16 protein-coding genes are annotated in these 15679 nt (G+C 54.1%); 6 read left to right on the top strand and 10 right to left on the bottom strand.

What is annotated here, in order from left to right; genetic code table 11:
- Positions 1-67 precede the first annotated feature (67 nt).
- From ACP3PW_RS05985 to ACP3PW_RS05960, 6 genes are read left to right on the top strand one after another with little or no spacing between them, the layout of a single operon-like run.
- Positions 68-736, top strand: a complete 669-nt coding sequence (locus ACP3PW_RS05985; RefSeq protein ID WP_426415765.1) for a toluene tolerance protein — start codon at positions 68-70, stop codon at positions 734-736.
- Positions 733-1809 (top strand): dTDP-glucose 4,6-dehydratase, encoded by a 1077-nt coding sequence (rfbB, locus tag ACP3PW_RS05980; protein ID WP_426415764.1) that lies wholly within the window; start codon positions 733-735, stop codon positions 1807-1809. Before ACP3PW_RS05985 ends, rfbB begins: the two co-directional genes overlap by 4 nt.
- Positions 1806-2675, top strand: a complete 870-nt coding sequence (gene rfbA, locus ACP3PW_RS05975; protein ID WP_426415763.1) for a glucose-1-phosphate thymidylyltransferase RfbA — start codon at positions 1806-1808, stop codon at positions 2673-2675. The genes rfbB and rfbA overlap by 4 nt, the downstream gene beginning before the upstream one ends.
- A complete protein-coding gene (rfbC, locus tag ACP3PW_RS05970) occupies positions 2672-3232 on the top strand; it encodes a dTDP-4-dehydrorhamnose 3,5-epimerase (protein WP_426415762.1) in 561 nt (186 codons plus the stop codon). The genes rfbA and rfbC overlap by 4 nt, the downstream gene beginning before the upstream one ends.
- Positions 3229-4122, top strand: coding sequence for a dTDP-4-dehydrorhamnose reductase (gene rfbD / locus ACP3PW_RS05965; RefSeq protein ID WP_426415761.1), 894 nt, complete (start codon positions 3229-3231; stop codon positions 4120-4122). The genes rfbC and rfbD overlap by 4 nt, the downstream gene beginning before the upstream one ends.
- Positions 4115-4975, top strand: coding sequence for a glycosyltransferase family 2 protein (locus ACP3PW_RS05960; protein ID WP_426415760.1), 861 nt, complete (start codon positions 4115-4117; stop codon positions 4973-4975). Before rfbD ends, ACP3PW_RS05960 begins: the two co-directional genes overlap by 8 nt.
- Here ACP3PW_RS05960 and ACP3PW_RS05955 read toward each other — a convergent pair.
- The 10 genes from ACP3PW_RS05955 to waaF form a co-directional block, all read right to left on the bottom strand.
- A complete protein-coding gene (locus ACP3PW_RS05955; RefSeq protein WP_426415759.1) occupies positions 4964-5605 on the bottom strand; it encodes a CatB-related O-acetyltransferase in 642 nt (213 codons plus the stop codon). The two genes, ACP3PW_RS05960 and ACP3PW_RS05955, sit on opposite strands and share 12 nt — an antisense overlap.
- Complete coding sequence (locus ACP3PW_RS05950; RefSeq protein WP_426415758.1) at positions 5589-6824, bottom strand: O-antigen ligase family protein; 1236 nt, start codon at positions 6822-6824, stop codon at positions 5589-5591. Before ACP3PW_RS05950 ends, ACP3PW_RS05955 begins: the two co-directional genes overlap by 17 nt.
- A gap of 98 nt (positions 6825-6922) precedes the next feature.
- The gene (locus ACP3PW_RS05945) at positions 6923-7876 is read right to left on the bottom strand and encodes a glycosyltransferase (protein WP_426415757.1); all 954 of its coding nucleotides are present in this window, start codon (positions 7874-7876) and stop codon (positions 6923-6925) included.
- Between the two features lie 24 nt (positions 7877-7900).
- Entirely contained in the window at positions 7901-8818 is a 918-nt protein-coding gene (locus tag ACP3PW_RS05940) for a glycosyltransferase family 2 protein (RefSeq protein ID WP_426415756.1), read from the bottom strand.
- A gap of 65 nt (positions 8819-8883) precedes the next feature.
- Positions 8884-10650: a carbamoyltransferase family protein gene (locus tag ACP3PW_RS05935; protein ID WP_426415755.1), complete on the bottom strand. Its 1767-nt coding sequence runs from the start codon at positions 10648-10650 to the stop codon at positions 8884-8886.
- Positions 10651-10862: 212 nt separating this feature from the next.
- Positions 10863-11612 carry a lipopolysaccharide kinase InaA family protein gene (locus tag ACP3PW_RS05930; RefSeq protein ID WP_426415754.1) on the bottom strand — a complete coding sequence of 250 codons (750 nt, stop codon included), beginning with the start codon at positions 11610-11612 and terminating at the stop codon, positions 10863-10865.
- The gene (gene rfaP / locus ACP3PW_RS05925) at positions 11609-12427 is read right to left on the bottom strand and encodes a lipopolysaccharide core heptose(I) kinase RfaP (protein WP_426415753.1); all 819 of its coding nucleotides are present in this window, start codon (positions 12425-12427) and stop codon (positions 11609-11611) included. Before rfaP ends, ACP3PW_RS05930 begins: the two co-directional genes overlap by 4 nt.
- A complete protein-coding gene (locus tag ACP3PW_RS05920; protein ID WP_426415752.1) occupies positions 12424-13548 on the bottom strand; it encodes a glycosyltransferase family 4 protein in 1125 nt (374 codons plus the stop codon). The genes rfaP and ACP3PW_RS05920 overlap by 4 nt, the downstream gene beginning before the upstream one ends.
- A gap of 39 nt (positions 13549-13587) precedes the next feature.
- Positions 13588-14595 (bottom strand): lipopolysaccharide heptosyltransferase I, encoded by a 1008-nt coding sequence (waaC, locus tag ACP3PW_RS05915; protein ID WP_426415751.1) that lies wholly within the window; start codon positions 14593-14595, stop codon positions 13588-13590.
- A complete protein-coding gene (gene waaF, locus ACP3PW_RS05910; protein ID WP_426415750.1) occupies positions 14592-15653 on the bottom strand; it encodes a lipopolysaccharide heptosyltransferase II in 1062 nt (353 codons plus the stop codon). Before waaF ends, waaC begins: the two co-directional genes overlap by 4 nt.
- Positions 15654-15679: the final 26 nt, after the last annotated feature.

Below are 15679 nucleotides of genomic sequence, written 5' to 3'. Positions count from 1 at the left end.
GCATAGTCCTGTGATTCCGCGCCCAATGGCGGTAAAATGCCGCCTGATTTCCTCCCCTCAAGTGTCTATGAAAACTCTCAACTCATCTGAACTGTCGACCATGACCGATCTCTCCACTACGCTGGAGGAGGATGGCTATGGCATCAAGGTTCTGCGGCTTAACGATGGCAGCTTTTTGAAGCTGTTTCGACTCAAGCGAATTTTTTCATCGGCACTGCTTTATCCCTACGCCAAACGCTTTGCCGACAACGCAAAAAAACTTGAGTCTCTTGGCATTCCCACCGTCAGGGTGATTGACCTCTTTGACACCATCGAGCCGCGGCGCAATTGCGTGCACTACCACCCGTTACCCGGCATCACCTTGCGAGAACTCTACCGCAGCGAAAGATCACCCATGCCCCATGAACGGGTCGCGCTGCTTGGCAAGCTTCTCGCCAACCTGCACGATAAAGGGGTGTACTTCCGTTCAATACATCTGGGTAACATCGTCCTCACCCCCGACGGCGAACTGGGCCTTATCGATATCTCGGACATGAAAATTCAGCAGAGCCCACTCAGTACCCGCCTGCGCCGGCGCAACTTTTCACACCTCATAAAGGGCGACGATGACCGCAACAGCCTACACACCGGCGGCCCCCTGGGACAACTACTGCTCGACAGCTACGTCAAGGCGTGCAAACGACCACATAAACGAATGACTAGCGCACTTGCGCATGCTCTGGGACTGGCACAATGAAGCTATTGATCACTGGCGGCGCAGGCTTTATCGGTTCTGCTCTTATTCGCATCATCATAGCGGAGGGGGTGCACCAGGTACTCAACATCGACAAGCTGACCTATGCCGGCAACCTCGACAACCTGACGGATATCGAAGACCACCCCAACTATGCATTTTCCTGCACCGATATTTGCGATCGTGCCGCCGTTCAGCAACAGGTAAACCGGTTCCAACCCGATGCAATTATGCACCTGGCGGCCGAATCCCACGTCGACCGTTCAATCGATGGGCCCGGCGATTTTATCCAGACCAACATTGTCGGCACTTACACGCTTCTCGAATGCGCTCGAGAATTTATGGGCAGCGGCAATGCCCCTACCGGTTTTCGCTTTCACCATATATCCACCGACGAAGTTTACGGCACACTGGGATCCACCGGACTCTTTACCGAACAGAGCCCCTACCAACCCAACTCTCCCTACTCTGCATCCAAAGCCAGCTCCGACCATTTAGTCAGGGCCTGGCACGAAACCTTCGGCCTGCCCACGCTTGTCAGCAACTGCTCCAATAACTACGGCCCGTGCCAGTTTCCAGAGAAACTAATTCCGCTGATGATCGGTAACGCTCTGGCAGGAAAACCCTTACCCATCTACGGCAACGGTCAACAGGTACGGGACTGGCTCTATGTCGATGACCACGCTCGCGCATTACTCGAGGTGGTCACAAAAGGCGCCCTTGGCGAAACCTACAATATCGGCGGGCATAACGAGAAGACCAATCTCGAGGTGGTCCACACGCTGTGCAGTTTGCTGGAGGAACTACACCCAGCGAAGCCCTCCGGTGTAGGGCAGTATCGAGACCTGATCACCCACGTTACCGATCGCCCCGGCCACGACGTGCGCTATGCGATCGATGCCAGCCATATAGAGCGGCAGCTCGGCTGGACCCCTCGCGAAACCTTTGAAACCGGACTGCGCAAGACGGTTCAATGGTATCTGGATAATCAACTTTGGTGCGACCGCATCCACGATGGCAGCTATCAGGGCAATCGGCTGGGTCTATCCAACAAGACGGGAGCGAAACACCCATGAAAGGGATCATTCTGGCGGGAGGCTCCGGCACTCGATTGCACCCACTGACCCTGGCAGTCTCCAAACAGTTGCTGCCGGTCTACGACAAACCGATGATCTACTACCCGCTGTGTACTTTGATGGAAGCGGGTATCCGCGACATCATGATCATTACCACACCCCACGATGCTCCGCTATTCCGACACCTGCTCAAGGACGGTAGCCAATGGGGAATGAATTTCGAGTACTGCGTTCAAGCCAATCCTGACGGCATCGCACAAGCCTTTATTCTGGCGGAAACCTTCATTGGCGAGGATAGCTGCTGCCTGATCCTCGGAGATAACATCTACTACGGTCAGGGCCTGGCCGAGCTGCTGCAGACGGCTGCTGACAAGCCCAATGGCGCGACCGTTTTTGCCTATCCCGTGCACGACCCAGAACGCTATGGCGTGGTCGACTTTGATGCCCAGGGACAAGCACTCAGCATTGAGGAGAAACCCTCTCAACCCAAGTCTCGATACGCGGTAACTGGCCTCTACTTTTATGATCAACACGTAGTGGATATAGCTCGCACCATTAAGCCGTCTGCTCGGGGCGAGTTGGAAATTACCAGCGTAAATCAATACTACCTGCAACAAGGGCAGCTGGACGTACAGGTGATGGGGCGCGGTATGGCATGGCTTGATACCGGCACTCACGAATCGCTACTCGAAGCATCCCAATTTGTGCAAACCATTGAAAAGCGACAAGGCATGAAGATTGCCGCGCCCGAGGAGCTGGCCTGGAGAGCGGGCTGGATCGATGACCAACAGCTGCGCGACCATGCGCAACCCCTGCTCAAAAGCGGCTACGGCGCCTACCTCAACTCGTTGCTGGAGCAATCATGAAAACTATTTCCACGCCGCTTCCCGGCGTCCTCCTTATCGAGCCCACCCTGTTCGGCGATCATCGCGGCTTTTTCCTTGAAAGCTATAGCGCCGCACGCTACCGGGAAGCGGGCATCGATGTCGAGTTCGTGCAGGATAACCACTCACGATCGAGCCAGCACGTATTACGGGGCCTGCACTTCCAGTTTCATTACCCTCAGGGAAAACTGGTGCGGGTTTCCCGCGGCAGCGTATACGATGTCGTCGCCGACGTACGCCCCGGCTCACCCCACTTCGGGCAGTGGTACGGTGTCGAGCTTAGCGATGATAATGCCAGGCAGCTGTATATTCCGCCCGGCTATGCCCACGGCTTTCAGGTGATTTCCGATGTCGCCGATTTTGAGTATAAATGCACCGATTATTACCACCCCGAAGACGAGGGAGGCATCGCATGGAACGACAGCCTCCTTGCTATTGCCTGGCCTGCGGCGGAGAAAGCGATCATTTCCGATAAAGACCAACACTGGGGGCAACTGGATCAGCTGGAACCCTCACAACTACCGCTCTATACCCAATGAAAATACTGATTACCGGAGCCAGGGGCCAGCTCGGCAGATCATTGCAAGAGCGCTTGAACACCCGGTCAGGCGTTGAGTTGTTGGTCTGTGACCGGGAGCTGCTCGACATCTCCAGCGATACAGACGTTGCATCCTGCCTGACCCGGCACCGACCCGACCTGCTAATAAATGCCGCGGCCTATACCGCCGTCGACCAGGCAGAAAGCGATCAGGAAAACGCTTACAAGATCAACGCCACCGGCCCCGGCATACTGGCCAAACACTGCGACCGTCTGGGCATCCCTCTCACCCATATCAGCACCGACTTCGTGTTCGACGGCAGCAACACAACCCCTTATCGCGAGGCTGACCCCTGTCGAACCCTATCCGTATACGGCCAAACCAAACTGGAGGGGGAGCAGTTAGTTCGCGAGCTTCACCCCCAAAGCCTGATCGTACGCACCAGCTGGGTGTTCAGTCGCCATGGCGGTAATTTCGTCAAGACCATGTTACGGCTTATGAACGAACGCGAATCGCTCCGTGTGGTTGGCGATCAACGGGGTTGTCCAACCTCCGCCGGTGATTTGGCCGATGCCGTTATTGCCCTTTCCTACAAAGCGATTAATGACCCCTCACTGTATGGTACTTACCACTTTTGCAATCAGGGCGAGACCAGCTGGTACCTGTTTGCCCGCACTGTTTTTCAGCAAGCCACAGAGCTTGGGCTTATAAAAAACGACTGCTCACTTCACTCAATAGCTACTACCGAATACCCCACTGCAGCAGAGCGGCCTGCGTATTCGGTCCTCGACACCCAAAAATTATCCCTGGCCCTGACCGAGTCCCCACGACCTTGGCCAGACGCGCTCTACACCATGCTGACGGAATTAAAGGACTCACTCGATGGCTGAATCTTCCCCCCTGGTTAGCGTTATTGTCGCCTGCTACAACCACGCTCAATATATTGAAGCCTGCCTATCCAGCATTCTGCGACAAACCTACCCGGCTATTGAACTTATCGTGATCGATGACGGTTCAAAAGATGCCAGCGTCGAGGTTATCTCAGCGCTGGCAAAACAGCACAACTTCTATTTTGAAGCACAAGCCAACATCGGCTTGTCGGCCACCCTGAACAAAGGCATCGAAATCGCAAAAGGTGAGTACATTATCACCTTTGGTTCCGATGACATCATGATGCTGGACCGTATAGAAAAGCAGGTTGCGCACATGCAAGCCAATCCTGACCTGGGCCTGTGCGGTGGCAATATGCTCAAGATCAACGAGCATGGAACCATCCTTAGCAGACAAAAAGTTAACGGTGAAGACCGCCTTAACTTTGAGGATGTTCTTTTGGGGCGCAAAGAGGGGACTCCCGCACCGACGCTATTTTTCCGTAAAGAGGCACTTGAAAAGGCAGGGGGATTTCATCCGGAGATAAAGCTCGAAGATCTTTATATCGAACTGAAAATCAGCTCACTGGGTTACCCCATTGGGTACATGAACGATATCCTCGCCTACTATCGAGTTCACCCCAACAACACGTACAAAAACTACCGGTATATGATTGATAATGTACTCAGAACGTACGAGGAGTTCAGCGATCACCCGGACTACTGGCAGGCTTACTACAAGTTTCTCAACTCGATGTTCGTCAAATGCGCCCCAAAAGACAAACCCCTTGCCCGAGAACTACTGAAGCAGATCCCTTTAAGGGAATATCGCATGAAAACACTGAAGGGTATTGGTCGCCTGCTATTCGGCTAGGGATTTAGTTTCTGCGTACGCCAGAAAACTTTCGATATCATCACTACAGAGCAGAGCGGCCGCAGACTCGACCTCCGAAAAAGGCCAATTCCACCACTGGAGTGCCAATAGACGTGCGATCACATCAGTATCAAATCGGTAGCGAATAATCTTCGCAGGATTCCCTCCAACAACGGCGTAAGGTGGAACATCCTTGGTTACCAGCGATCCGCTGGCAATAACCGCTCCGTCTCCGACCGTCACCCCTGAGAGAATGGAGGCATTGGCACAGACCCATACATCGTTACCAATGACGACATCGCCATTGCTGCCACCGTAGTCGGCAATGTGGGACGCCGAGCGCACAAACGCTGGAAATGGATAACTGGAAATCCAGTCCGCACGGTGGTGTCCGCCTAAAAAAATGTTCACTCCCGAAGATATGGAACAATAGGCACCGATGCGTAAAGTGGTTCCCTCATTCCAGTCGTGAACCTGCGGAATCCCGTAGCTTCCAAAACCGATCTCGTAGTCGGGATAAACCTCCCTGAACTTTTCCTGCTGCCTATAAATTCGATCGAGCTTCTCTGGAGTTCGTGACCTGTGCTTTCGAAGCCAGCGCCTGACAGTGCGTTCAAGACCTTTCAGCATGAGCCCTCCCCTCACCAATGGGGGGCTGCTGGCACCCGTTGCTGTAATCGACACAGATAAAGAACATAATCGGCAACCAGATATTAAACCAATGCTCATTCGGTCGAGCCAGGAGTCCACCACCGTCGGTCATGCCCGATAACAGGCCATAAGCCAACACAACCAAGAGCATAGCGTTGTCTGCAGTCCCCTTTATCACCAGCCAAAGAGCGCGAGCATACAGACTTATAAAAAGCATTAACCCAACGAAGCCAAAATAGTAGAGCACACCCAACATCACATTGTGTGAATCGTTAAAGCTCCTGCCCAAACTATCGATCCATACCAGTAAAGGAGCTGCATAGCCATGGCCAAACAGCCACTTCCCGGGCATCAATTGCAACGTTCCCAGCCATATCTCAGGTCTATATGAAAGGCCACGAGCACTAATAACATCCCAGAATTGAAACAGCCCTCCTGCGACCACCAAACCCGCTAACAGCAAAACCACCAAAGAACGTCGGTTAAGATTGTACAATGCGATACTCAACAGAGCACCGGTGACGGATACTAATGGAGTCCTACTCCCTGTTAACAACAACAGCGTTAGCACAGGAACACTCATAAGCAGATACAGCGTGCGCTGCTTCATACCATCAACGTATAACACTATGTAGGCGGCATAAAACACAAAAATAAAGCCAAGCACATGACTTGTTAGTAGTGTGTTATAAAAGGTTCCATAATGATCTTCGCTATCCGACTGAAACCCCTGATGCCATGGATTCCCTTCGATAATATAAAAACTAACTATCCAATAGGCACTCACTAATGCACAAACACCCACAGCAAAAAATCCAACCCTCTCAAATAGCGTGCGGTGATGCGAAAAAAGATAAGTAAACGATATCGTTGCGCACAGCAAATAGACTACCCGCTTGATCGGCACCCCATCCTCGGCATTGCTCCAAAGGGCACTAATACCAACAAACGCCAGATAAACTAACAACATTATGAATTGACGTGTCATCGCTATCTGCCTCGCCTTAGGCAAGAACAGCAAAAGTAAGCCAGGAGTTACAATCCCAAGATAAACCAAGTTCTTGTACAAATGACGAGACTCTACCAAGAACATCCCCGTCACAAGAATAAATAATCCGGCAGCCAACCAAATTGAAAATACCTTACCAACGACAGACCCGCTCCCTAACGGCTGATCTTCAGTACCTATAACTCTCACCCTATCTCCCTTTTCTATGACAGGCATACTTTTTGATCGAACCCACTACCAATCCGGAAACAGTTAAAATAATGCAGCCGTTTATTTTGAAAACAAGCCTAACGTCTCAACCAATCTAGAAACCAAAACTGTTCATCAGGTTTCTCTTTCAATGGCTTTGCCATTTCTTCTACCGCCCGCTTTCCAAGCACTGGCCATGCGTAGTAGTCCCTTGCCAACACTGACCCCGCATCTGCAACAGAATGGGCAAGAACGTTATCCTCTCGCAACTTAGAAAGTTTATTCATCAGGTCAGAGATCCCGCTGTAGAGAACCACATTTTTCATATCAACAAAACCAAGAGCCTTGTTTTCACTTTCGCCCTGATCCCAAGCCAGAAGCAAACATCCACAAGCCATTGCCTCGAAGTTTTTCGCCATATACTCACCAATGCCAGCATCTGCACTGACGAATTTTTCAATTCGATTCAATACGGCTAGATATTTCTCTTTCGTATTGGTTCGAGCAATCACCAGATCTTCTTTGGCGGATAGTTCTTCCAATAGTATGCGTCGATCTTTATAAGCATCATGCGCAAGACTTCCGACAAAACCCAGTTCGATATCACGCTTTGATTTTGAATTGTAGAGTGCTTCGGAGTCATACCCCTTGGGCACAAAACAAGCATCAACCCCCTCAGCTTTCAATTTTTGTGCGACGTTAAATCCCGATACAAGCACCCGAACCCAGGGCATTTTTTTATAAAAGTGGGAAAATTCACCTTTATATTTACCTTCCATATAATTCTGACAGGCATCATGCTCGATAAGAACCAGGTTCGGGATAGCTCTTAAAAACCTGACCTGTTTTCTAATGAGCTTAAAACGCAGCATCAACACGATTCGGTCGAAACGCTCCACATCAACATTTGCTGAAAAATAACGGCGCAAGTTTGACTGCTCTGCCGAGGATAGACGTCGAACCTCACCAGCCTCCGCCTCTTCAATGATGGCACCGTAAAACTGGTCCAAGTTGATTCGTTGCTGATCAATAACGAGCAATAGTACGTTCATATCACCCCTTTGAGGGTAAACAAGCTAACGAGTACTCTTCGAGGAAGGCGAAGTTAACACCCGTAGAAATTTTCGCAAATAGGTCCATTTGAACAGGGAGCGCTTATCCGCCTCCACTGCGAGCCTGTAGTATTTTTTGGCTCTAGCCCGGTCGTTCGCCAGATAATAACTTCGAAACAGCGATAAGCAACGCTGCGCCTGATACGACCTGCGCAACTTCATGGATTCGGCAGGAACAATGGAGGGGTCAAAAACATAATCAACCACTCTCAGCGCCACATCGTCGGCGTAGCTCATATTGTGCCGCAGGCTATCGTCATGTTTATGAATTTTCGCCAACGAGCAATCAACCTGGGCACAATTAAACAAGGCAACCGCGTGGGCAAACACGGGAATATCTTCACTGTTGCGACAGTCTTCCGGGTAGCGGGTTTTATCGAACACGCTGCGATGGAAAAACACGGCGCCATTGGAAAGTGCGAGTTTTTTGTTGAGGTAATCTGCAAAGCGCTGGCTGCCGGACGCGGCGACAGGGGAGACCGGATGGTATTTTTCGCGGCCATCCGCTGACACCGAAGTGTGACCACCAATAATTACTCGCGCATCCGGTGCCTGCTCAATTGCATGGCTAACGGCCTCCAATGCGCTGGCATCCAGTTCATCGTCGGCATCAAGAAATACCAGAAATCGGCCCGAACACTCATCGACGCCACGATTGCGAGTAGCTGCTGCGCCCGCATTTTCCTGATCGATCACCCGCAGCTCAGGGTACTGCTCCTGCAAGCGAGTCATTACCTCGGCCGAATCATCGCTGGAGCCATCATTGATCGTCAGGACCTCTGCGTTATCGGTGTTTTGCGCAAACACTGAAGCCACGGCCCGGGGTAGCAGACGTCCGTAGTTATAACAGGGAATGATAATGCTGATCAGCGGGTGGTCCACAGGCCTCTCCCGATAGGTCTAGAAACCTGCCATCACCAAGGGCGGGATGGCAGGCAGCGCAGGCTTTATGCCTCTAAAGGCTCATCCAGGTCAGCGGCGAAGTCACCCTTCACCACCAGGATATCTTCCATAATCAGGAACTGCAGGTCCGAGCCGAAGAACATGTTCATGGCATCGGTCGGGGTGCAGACTACGGGTTCACCACGACGATTAAGGGAAGTATTCAGCACCACACCGTTACCGGTCAGTTTCTCCATCTCCTCCATCAGCTCGTAGTAGCGCGGATTGTACTCGCGCACCAACGCCTGGCCCCGTGAGGTACCATCTTCATGAACCACTTCCGGCACCCGGGTCTTCCACTCATCTTTTACTTCGAAGGTGAACGTCATATAGGGGGCGGGGTGGTCTACCTTGAACATCTCCTTGGCAACCCGGTCCATCATGGAGGGACAGAAGGGGCGCCAGCGCTCACGGAACTTGATCTGTTCGTTGATGCGGTCGGCGACCCCTTTGATGCTCGGGCAACCCACGATACTACGCCCGCCCAGGGCGCGTGGGCCAAACTCCATTCTTCCCTGGAACCAGGCAACCGGATTACCTTCGTTCAGTATCTTCGCAATGCGCTGGGGAACATGATCAATCTTGCGGAATTTAGGCTTATCGGGGTGCGCTTCACAGGCTTCGATGACCTGCTCATTGGTGAAACTGGGGCCAAGATAGACGTGCTCCATCTTCTCAACCTTGACACCGCGACGCTCGGACGCGAAAGATGCTGCGCCCACCGCCGTACCCGAGTCACCCGATGCTGGCTGTACAAATAGCTCCTTGACCTCGGGACGAGCAATAATTTTTTGGTTCAACTTCACGTTCAGCGCGCCACCACCCGAGAAAGCGATCTTGCCGGTCTCCTTGATGATGTCACCCAGATAATGATCCATCAGCTTGAGGGCAACTTCTTCATACAACGCCTGAATAGAGGCTGCGTAGTGGATATAGGGATCATCGGCGATATCGCCTTTACGACGGGGGCCCAGCCACTCAATCAGTTTGTCGGTAAAGTAGAAGCCTTTGCCCTTCTCTTTGTAGCGACGCAGACCAATGACATTAGCGTACTCGGTGTTGACCCGGAAATCCTTACCATCGAAGTCGATCAAACGGGAGAGGTCGTATTTGCTGGCATCACCATAGGGAGCCATACCCATCACTTTATACTCACCGTCGAGCATCTCGAAACCAAGGTACTCGGTGATTGCACCATAAAGTCCGCCCAGCGAGTCTGGATCGTAGAACTCTTTGATCTTATGGATCTTGCCGTTTTCTCCATAACCGAAGAAGGTGGTGGCGTACTCTCCCTTGCCATCGATCCCCATGATTGCCGTCTTCTCTTCAAAGCCGCTGAGGTGGTAGGCACTGGAGGCGTGGGCAAGGTGATGCTCAACAGAGTCAAACTCAAACTGCCCCCACTCAAAACCGAGGGATTCGAGCATCTCGCGAATACGCCCAACATAGCGACGATAGCGACGATTGCCGTTAAACAGCACGTCCAGGGCGCGGTCAGGGGCATACCAGTAGCGCTTGGCATAGTGCCAGCGCGCTGGCGTAGACAAACTAATGGGGGCGAAGGGTACCGCTACCACATCGATATCGGAGGGTTTGAGACCCGCAAACTCGAGGCAAAACTTGGTGGACTCCAACGGCATCTTGTTCTTGGCATGCTTGTCGCGGAGAAAGCGCTCCTCTTCGGCGGCCGCCACCAGCTTGCCATCGATATAAAGCGCTGCGGAGGGATCATGACTCAACGATCCCGAAAGGCCCAAAATAGTCAGTGCCACGTTTAAAACCTCATCTTGAAGACGCTACCGCGCCGGTAACTTGGAAAGCAGAAATACCCTGCGCAGCACGCGCGACGGGCTTATTGGAACAGGGGGGTACAACACACCTGGGTTCTGGCCAGGCCCCACTGCGGATTGCTGCGCATTATAGGCTATTCGCCCCGCTGCACACAAAACGATCGTCACCGGAATGAGCTGTTTACGGCAAATCCCTACTCACGACCATCGAAAAACGCCAAAATCTTGCCAATTCGTTTCCGATCCGCAGCCGTAAGCCGCGGGCGATCCACATAGTGCAAATAAAAGCCCAGGCGCTGGGTGCGGCTTAGTTGATACTTGGCGACCTTATCGAGGCAGGCCAGATCCTTGACGATACGGTGTTCGAGGAAGGGCCATACCCATCGTCGCCCCGCCGGACAATCAATCAGATACAACCGCGGCGCATCCGGGTTTTGGCTGACAAGGATATTGCGCCATTTAAGATCATTATGGGCAAAACGTCGATCGTGCAAGGCACGCGTAATATCGGCCAACTGCCGCAGCACCAAACGCATCCACCCCCTGTTTTGCAACAGAGGCGAACCCATCTCTGCCATCTGGGCAAGATCAAGGGTGTTTTCCAGCGCCTCGGTAATCAACGCTCCACGCTGGGTTTTACTCAATAGCCGCTGCTGACCATAGGCCACCACTTGAGCAGCAGGAAGACCCCAGGCAACGAACTGCTGCTGGTTACGCCACTCGGTGACGATACGACTCATGCCGAGGTAACTGCGAAACTCTTTGGTTTTATGATAACGCTTGACGTAATACCGCTTCGCACCAACACGATAGGGAAATGTCGCGCTTTCATCGTCTGCCGCGACGATCTCTCCGTCGAGCTCAAACACTTCATCCAGGGTCGCGAACGCTTCTGCTGCATCGGTACCCAGATAGGGCTCGGTTATCGTCCATTCAATACTCATTGAATTTGGTCACCCTTGCGTTTAATCCGTGCCATCAATTTATCCGCCTTACGCTGGAGCCGTGACCAGAGCGCCTTACGCTCCGACAGTGCCTGGCGCAGGTCGGTATCGCAATAACCACGTATGAAGCGCAGTAGATCGCGCCGAGTTAAGCCAATCTCCATGGCGGAAAAGTAGAGCCCGGCAAGATCCTTCTCGACCCAACGAGCCGGTGTACGCTTTCTCAGCTGGGCCCGATGGAGATCAATCAGCGATAATCTAAGGTTGGCAGGGTCGATCGACTCAGGGCCCGCCGAGATATCCAGCAGAAAATGGCAGATGTAGTAATCCCGATGATTGATGCCGTTTTCATGCAACTGCCTCGAGATCCAGGCCACACGCTCTATCAATGCTCGTTTAAGCGCAACCGGGGGAGGGCGCTGAGGCCAGTCGCGGCACAGGTCTTCAAGACTGAGGGTATTAACCAGGTCCTCGGTCACAATAAAGGAGTGCTGCTGCGCCGGGTTCACTCCTCGCTTGCCATAGGCCACCGCGGTCATGGTATCGACCCCGAGTCCCCGCAAGCGATCGATAGCGCGCCACTCGTTTTCCGCACCCAGCACCGGCAGACGCCATCTCAGCAGGTTTTCGATGATCTCCCACCAACCGACGCCGCGATGAATTTTCGCAAAATAGGAGCACCCTCCCTGTTCGAAGCGAAGCGTACGGCGTGCTTCAAGCTCGCGAAACACCTCCCCTTCCAAAGACTCCACCCGCTCGAAGGGGTCTGTCCCTCGCCAGGCCTTGGCAAAGTCATCGCGCAAATAGAGGGTCACGCTCGACTCCCTACCCACTCAATCAGCTCGGCTGCACGCTCGGGCATACTGAATATATCCGCGCGTTCGGCAAAGCGCAGCGCATTGCGCTTCCAGTTGTCCCGATGGGGCGAGACCAGCATCGCTTCCAGCTTGTGGTTCATATCCGCCTGCTCGAACGGCGATTCCAGTAGCTGGCCGGCACCGGCCACCTCCACATAGTGGGCATAACCGCACACATCGGTCACCAGTACCGGCAAGCCGGCGACCACCGCCTCCAGCAATACGGTGCCCGTGTTTTCATTGTAGGCTGGGTGAACCAACAGGTCGGCACCGAGCATAAATCTCGGTATATCGTCACGGCCCGGCAGGAAGTCCACCTGAGCCTCTATTTTCAAGCGTTTGGCGAGACGCTCGAAGGCGCTGAAATTGTCCTGCCCTATGACCATAAAGCGGGTGCGGGAACGCAGTTCGAGAGGTAATGACGCCATGGCATAAAGCGCTCGATCAAGCCCTTTGGTTTTGAACCCGGACCCGACCATCAACAGCAATCGATCCTCCTCTCCAAGCCCGTACTCGGCGCGGAAAGCCGCCCTTAACTCGGCCGCATTCTCTGGTGCGCACCGGTCCCGGGAGATGCCCGGAGGCAACAGGTGAAAACGCTCCTCCGGGGTGTCGAAATGTCGCTGAAAAAGCGGTTTTTGCACCTCCGAAATCATCAGAATCTCGGTGTTGCTATCGACCCCAAATACCGCACGTTCGGCCTCATGAAAATGACGGTAGCGGGCACCCAGCCGATAGAGGGCCGAGCGCTGGGTCAGGGCCTTGTCTTCATAACAGGGGTCTGCCGCATAATAGAGATCCAGCCCCGCCATCTTGTTAAACCCTACCACTGCGTCAACGGGCTCCTGCGCGATCGAATACATGACTTTGCGCTGAAAGGATTCGTTGCGCCGGTGCGCCGACAGCGATTTAACAGAGACCGTACGCAGATCAAACCCGGGAGGGCACTCCCCCTGCCACTCCATGGTGTAGACCCGGACGCTGTGCCCGCGTTGCTGACACAGGCTGGCGATGCGCAGAAAATCGCGCTGCAGACCGCCGTAGGGGAAGTATTTAAATAGCACAAAGGCCAGTTTCATAGTGCCTGCTATACCTGTCTCGTTGGGGAACCGCACATATTACATCAGATCCAGTAGCGCCAGCTTCACCAGCGCTGGATGCAACGGCGCAAAAATCGCTGGCTCAACCGCCTTGCCGGAGCCGTTTCGGGGGATCTCGGTATAATCGCTCGCGCATAGATGCAGCTGATGGTCACCGTAGGCACCGATCAGGCCGGGGGAGGTTGGCCCATACAGGGACACCGTCGGCACCGCCAACGCTGCCGCCAGATGCCCCAACCCGGTATCGACCGCGACCGCACCGCAAGCACCGGCTAGCTGCGCCGCGACTCCGGCGATATTAAGTTTGGGTAACACCGTTGCGGCAGGGGAGATTCGGGCAATGGCCTCCGCCCTCGCACGCTCGCGCTCATTCCCCCAGGGTAAGCGAATTTCGTAGCCTCGGTGAGCGAGCATACCGCACAGAGTCTGCCAATAGGGCTCGGGCCAGTGCTTGTCATCGCGAGTCGTACCGTGAAGGAATACCACATAGGGCTTCTCCGCCTTGACGACCTCCGGCATGAACCGATCCCGCTGCAGGCCAAAATCACCCCGGGTTTCGGGCAGGGGATAGTCCAGGGCCTGGGCAAACAGCTGGCGGATGCGCTCCACCGCATGCTGATCCCTGGGCACCCCAAGGCGGCGCCGATAACAGCAGGACGCCAGGGGCTCACGGATCGAATTTCGATCATAGCCGAAAGTAACACCCCGGGCCTGGCGGGTGATCCACGCGCTTTTCAACAGCCCCTGGGCGTCGATAACCGCATCATAACGCTCACGCGCGATCTCATTACGAAAGGCTTTTACCTGGCCCGAAAAAATACTCCGCAGAGGCTGTTTGCGCCATCGGCGGATCGATACAGGAATCACCCGGTCGACCATTGGGTGCCACGACGGGATCTCGGCAAAACCCTCTTCGACCACCCAGTCCACCCTGAGAAAGGGGAAACGTTCCTGGGCGTCGGTGAGTGCAGGTAGTGCATGGATCACATCACCCATCGACGAGGTTTTAACCAGCAGTATCCTCACGATTGCACCTCGGCGCCCTGCTCAATCACGGCAAGGCGATCCAGCGCCGCCAACACCCTGGAAGCAGGCAGTTGTTTGAGACAATGGGTATGACCCAACGGGCAATCGCGTTTAAAACAGGGACTGCAATCCAGTGCCAACGACACAACCTCATGGTTTGAATTTAATGGCGGCGTAAATTCTGCCGACGTTGAGCCATACACCACCGCCAACGGGCGATGCAGGGCAGCGGCAATATGCATCAACCCCGAATCATTGCTCACCACCGCCGAGGCGAGTGACATCAGGTCCACGGCTTGGGCCAGCGCCGTCTCGCCCGCCAGATTCTTGCATTCGGCCTGTAGTGCTACAGGCAGCTCGCCGCGAATACGCTCGCAACCGTCACGGTCTTTTTCCGAACCCAGAATCCACACCTGCCAGCCCTGGGAGAGTTTCTCAGTGGCCACCTCGGCATACGACTTCTCGGGCCAGCGCTTTGCCTCCCCGAACTCCGCTCCAGGGCACAGAACCAGAATGGGACTCTCGACCTGCAAACCCAACTGATCCAGCGCCAACTCACGCTGAGCCGGATCGATCTCCAGCCGGGGCGAGGGTAACACCGCAGGCATAGCGGCACCCGCATCCAGGCCGAGGGCAATAAAACGCTCGATCATCAACGGGTAACGTTGTTTGTCCAGCACTCGCAAATCATTCAGCAAGCCATAGCGCATCTCTCCCCGCCACCCACTGCGACGAGGAATTCGGGCCCAGGTCGCCACCAGCGCAGACTTCAGGGAGTTGGGTAACGTAATGGCCCAGTCGTAGCTCTCTTCGCGCAGCTCCAGACCCAGCTTGCGGCGCACAGACAACTGCAGCGCGCCGTGGCCAAGGGGCATATCAATCGCGCAACGTACCTGGGGCATCCGCTCGAGCAAGGGGCGAGACCAGGCCGGCGCCAGCACATCGATAACGCAGCCGGGGTACTGTTCGGCAAGCGTCATAAACAGGGTTTGCGCCATCACCATATCCCCTACCCAGGAGGGGCCGATGACCAGAATCTTCAACGATTGTTTACTCACAAAGGAATTCCGTTGTGGGTACGAGG

Source organism: Aestuariirhabdus sp. LZHN29, from assembly GCF_049985285.1.
Taxonomy (GTDB): Bacteria; Pseudomonadota; Gammaproteobacteria; order Pseudomonadales; family Aestuariirhabdaceae; genus Aestuariirhabdus.
The sequence above is the reverse complement of the archived record's forward strand: the minus strand, read 5'-3'. Positions and strand labels throughout refer to the sequence as shown.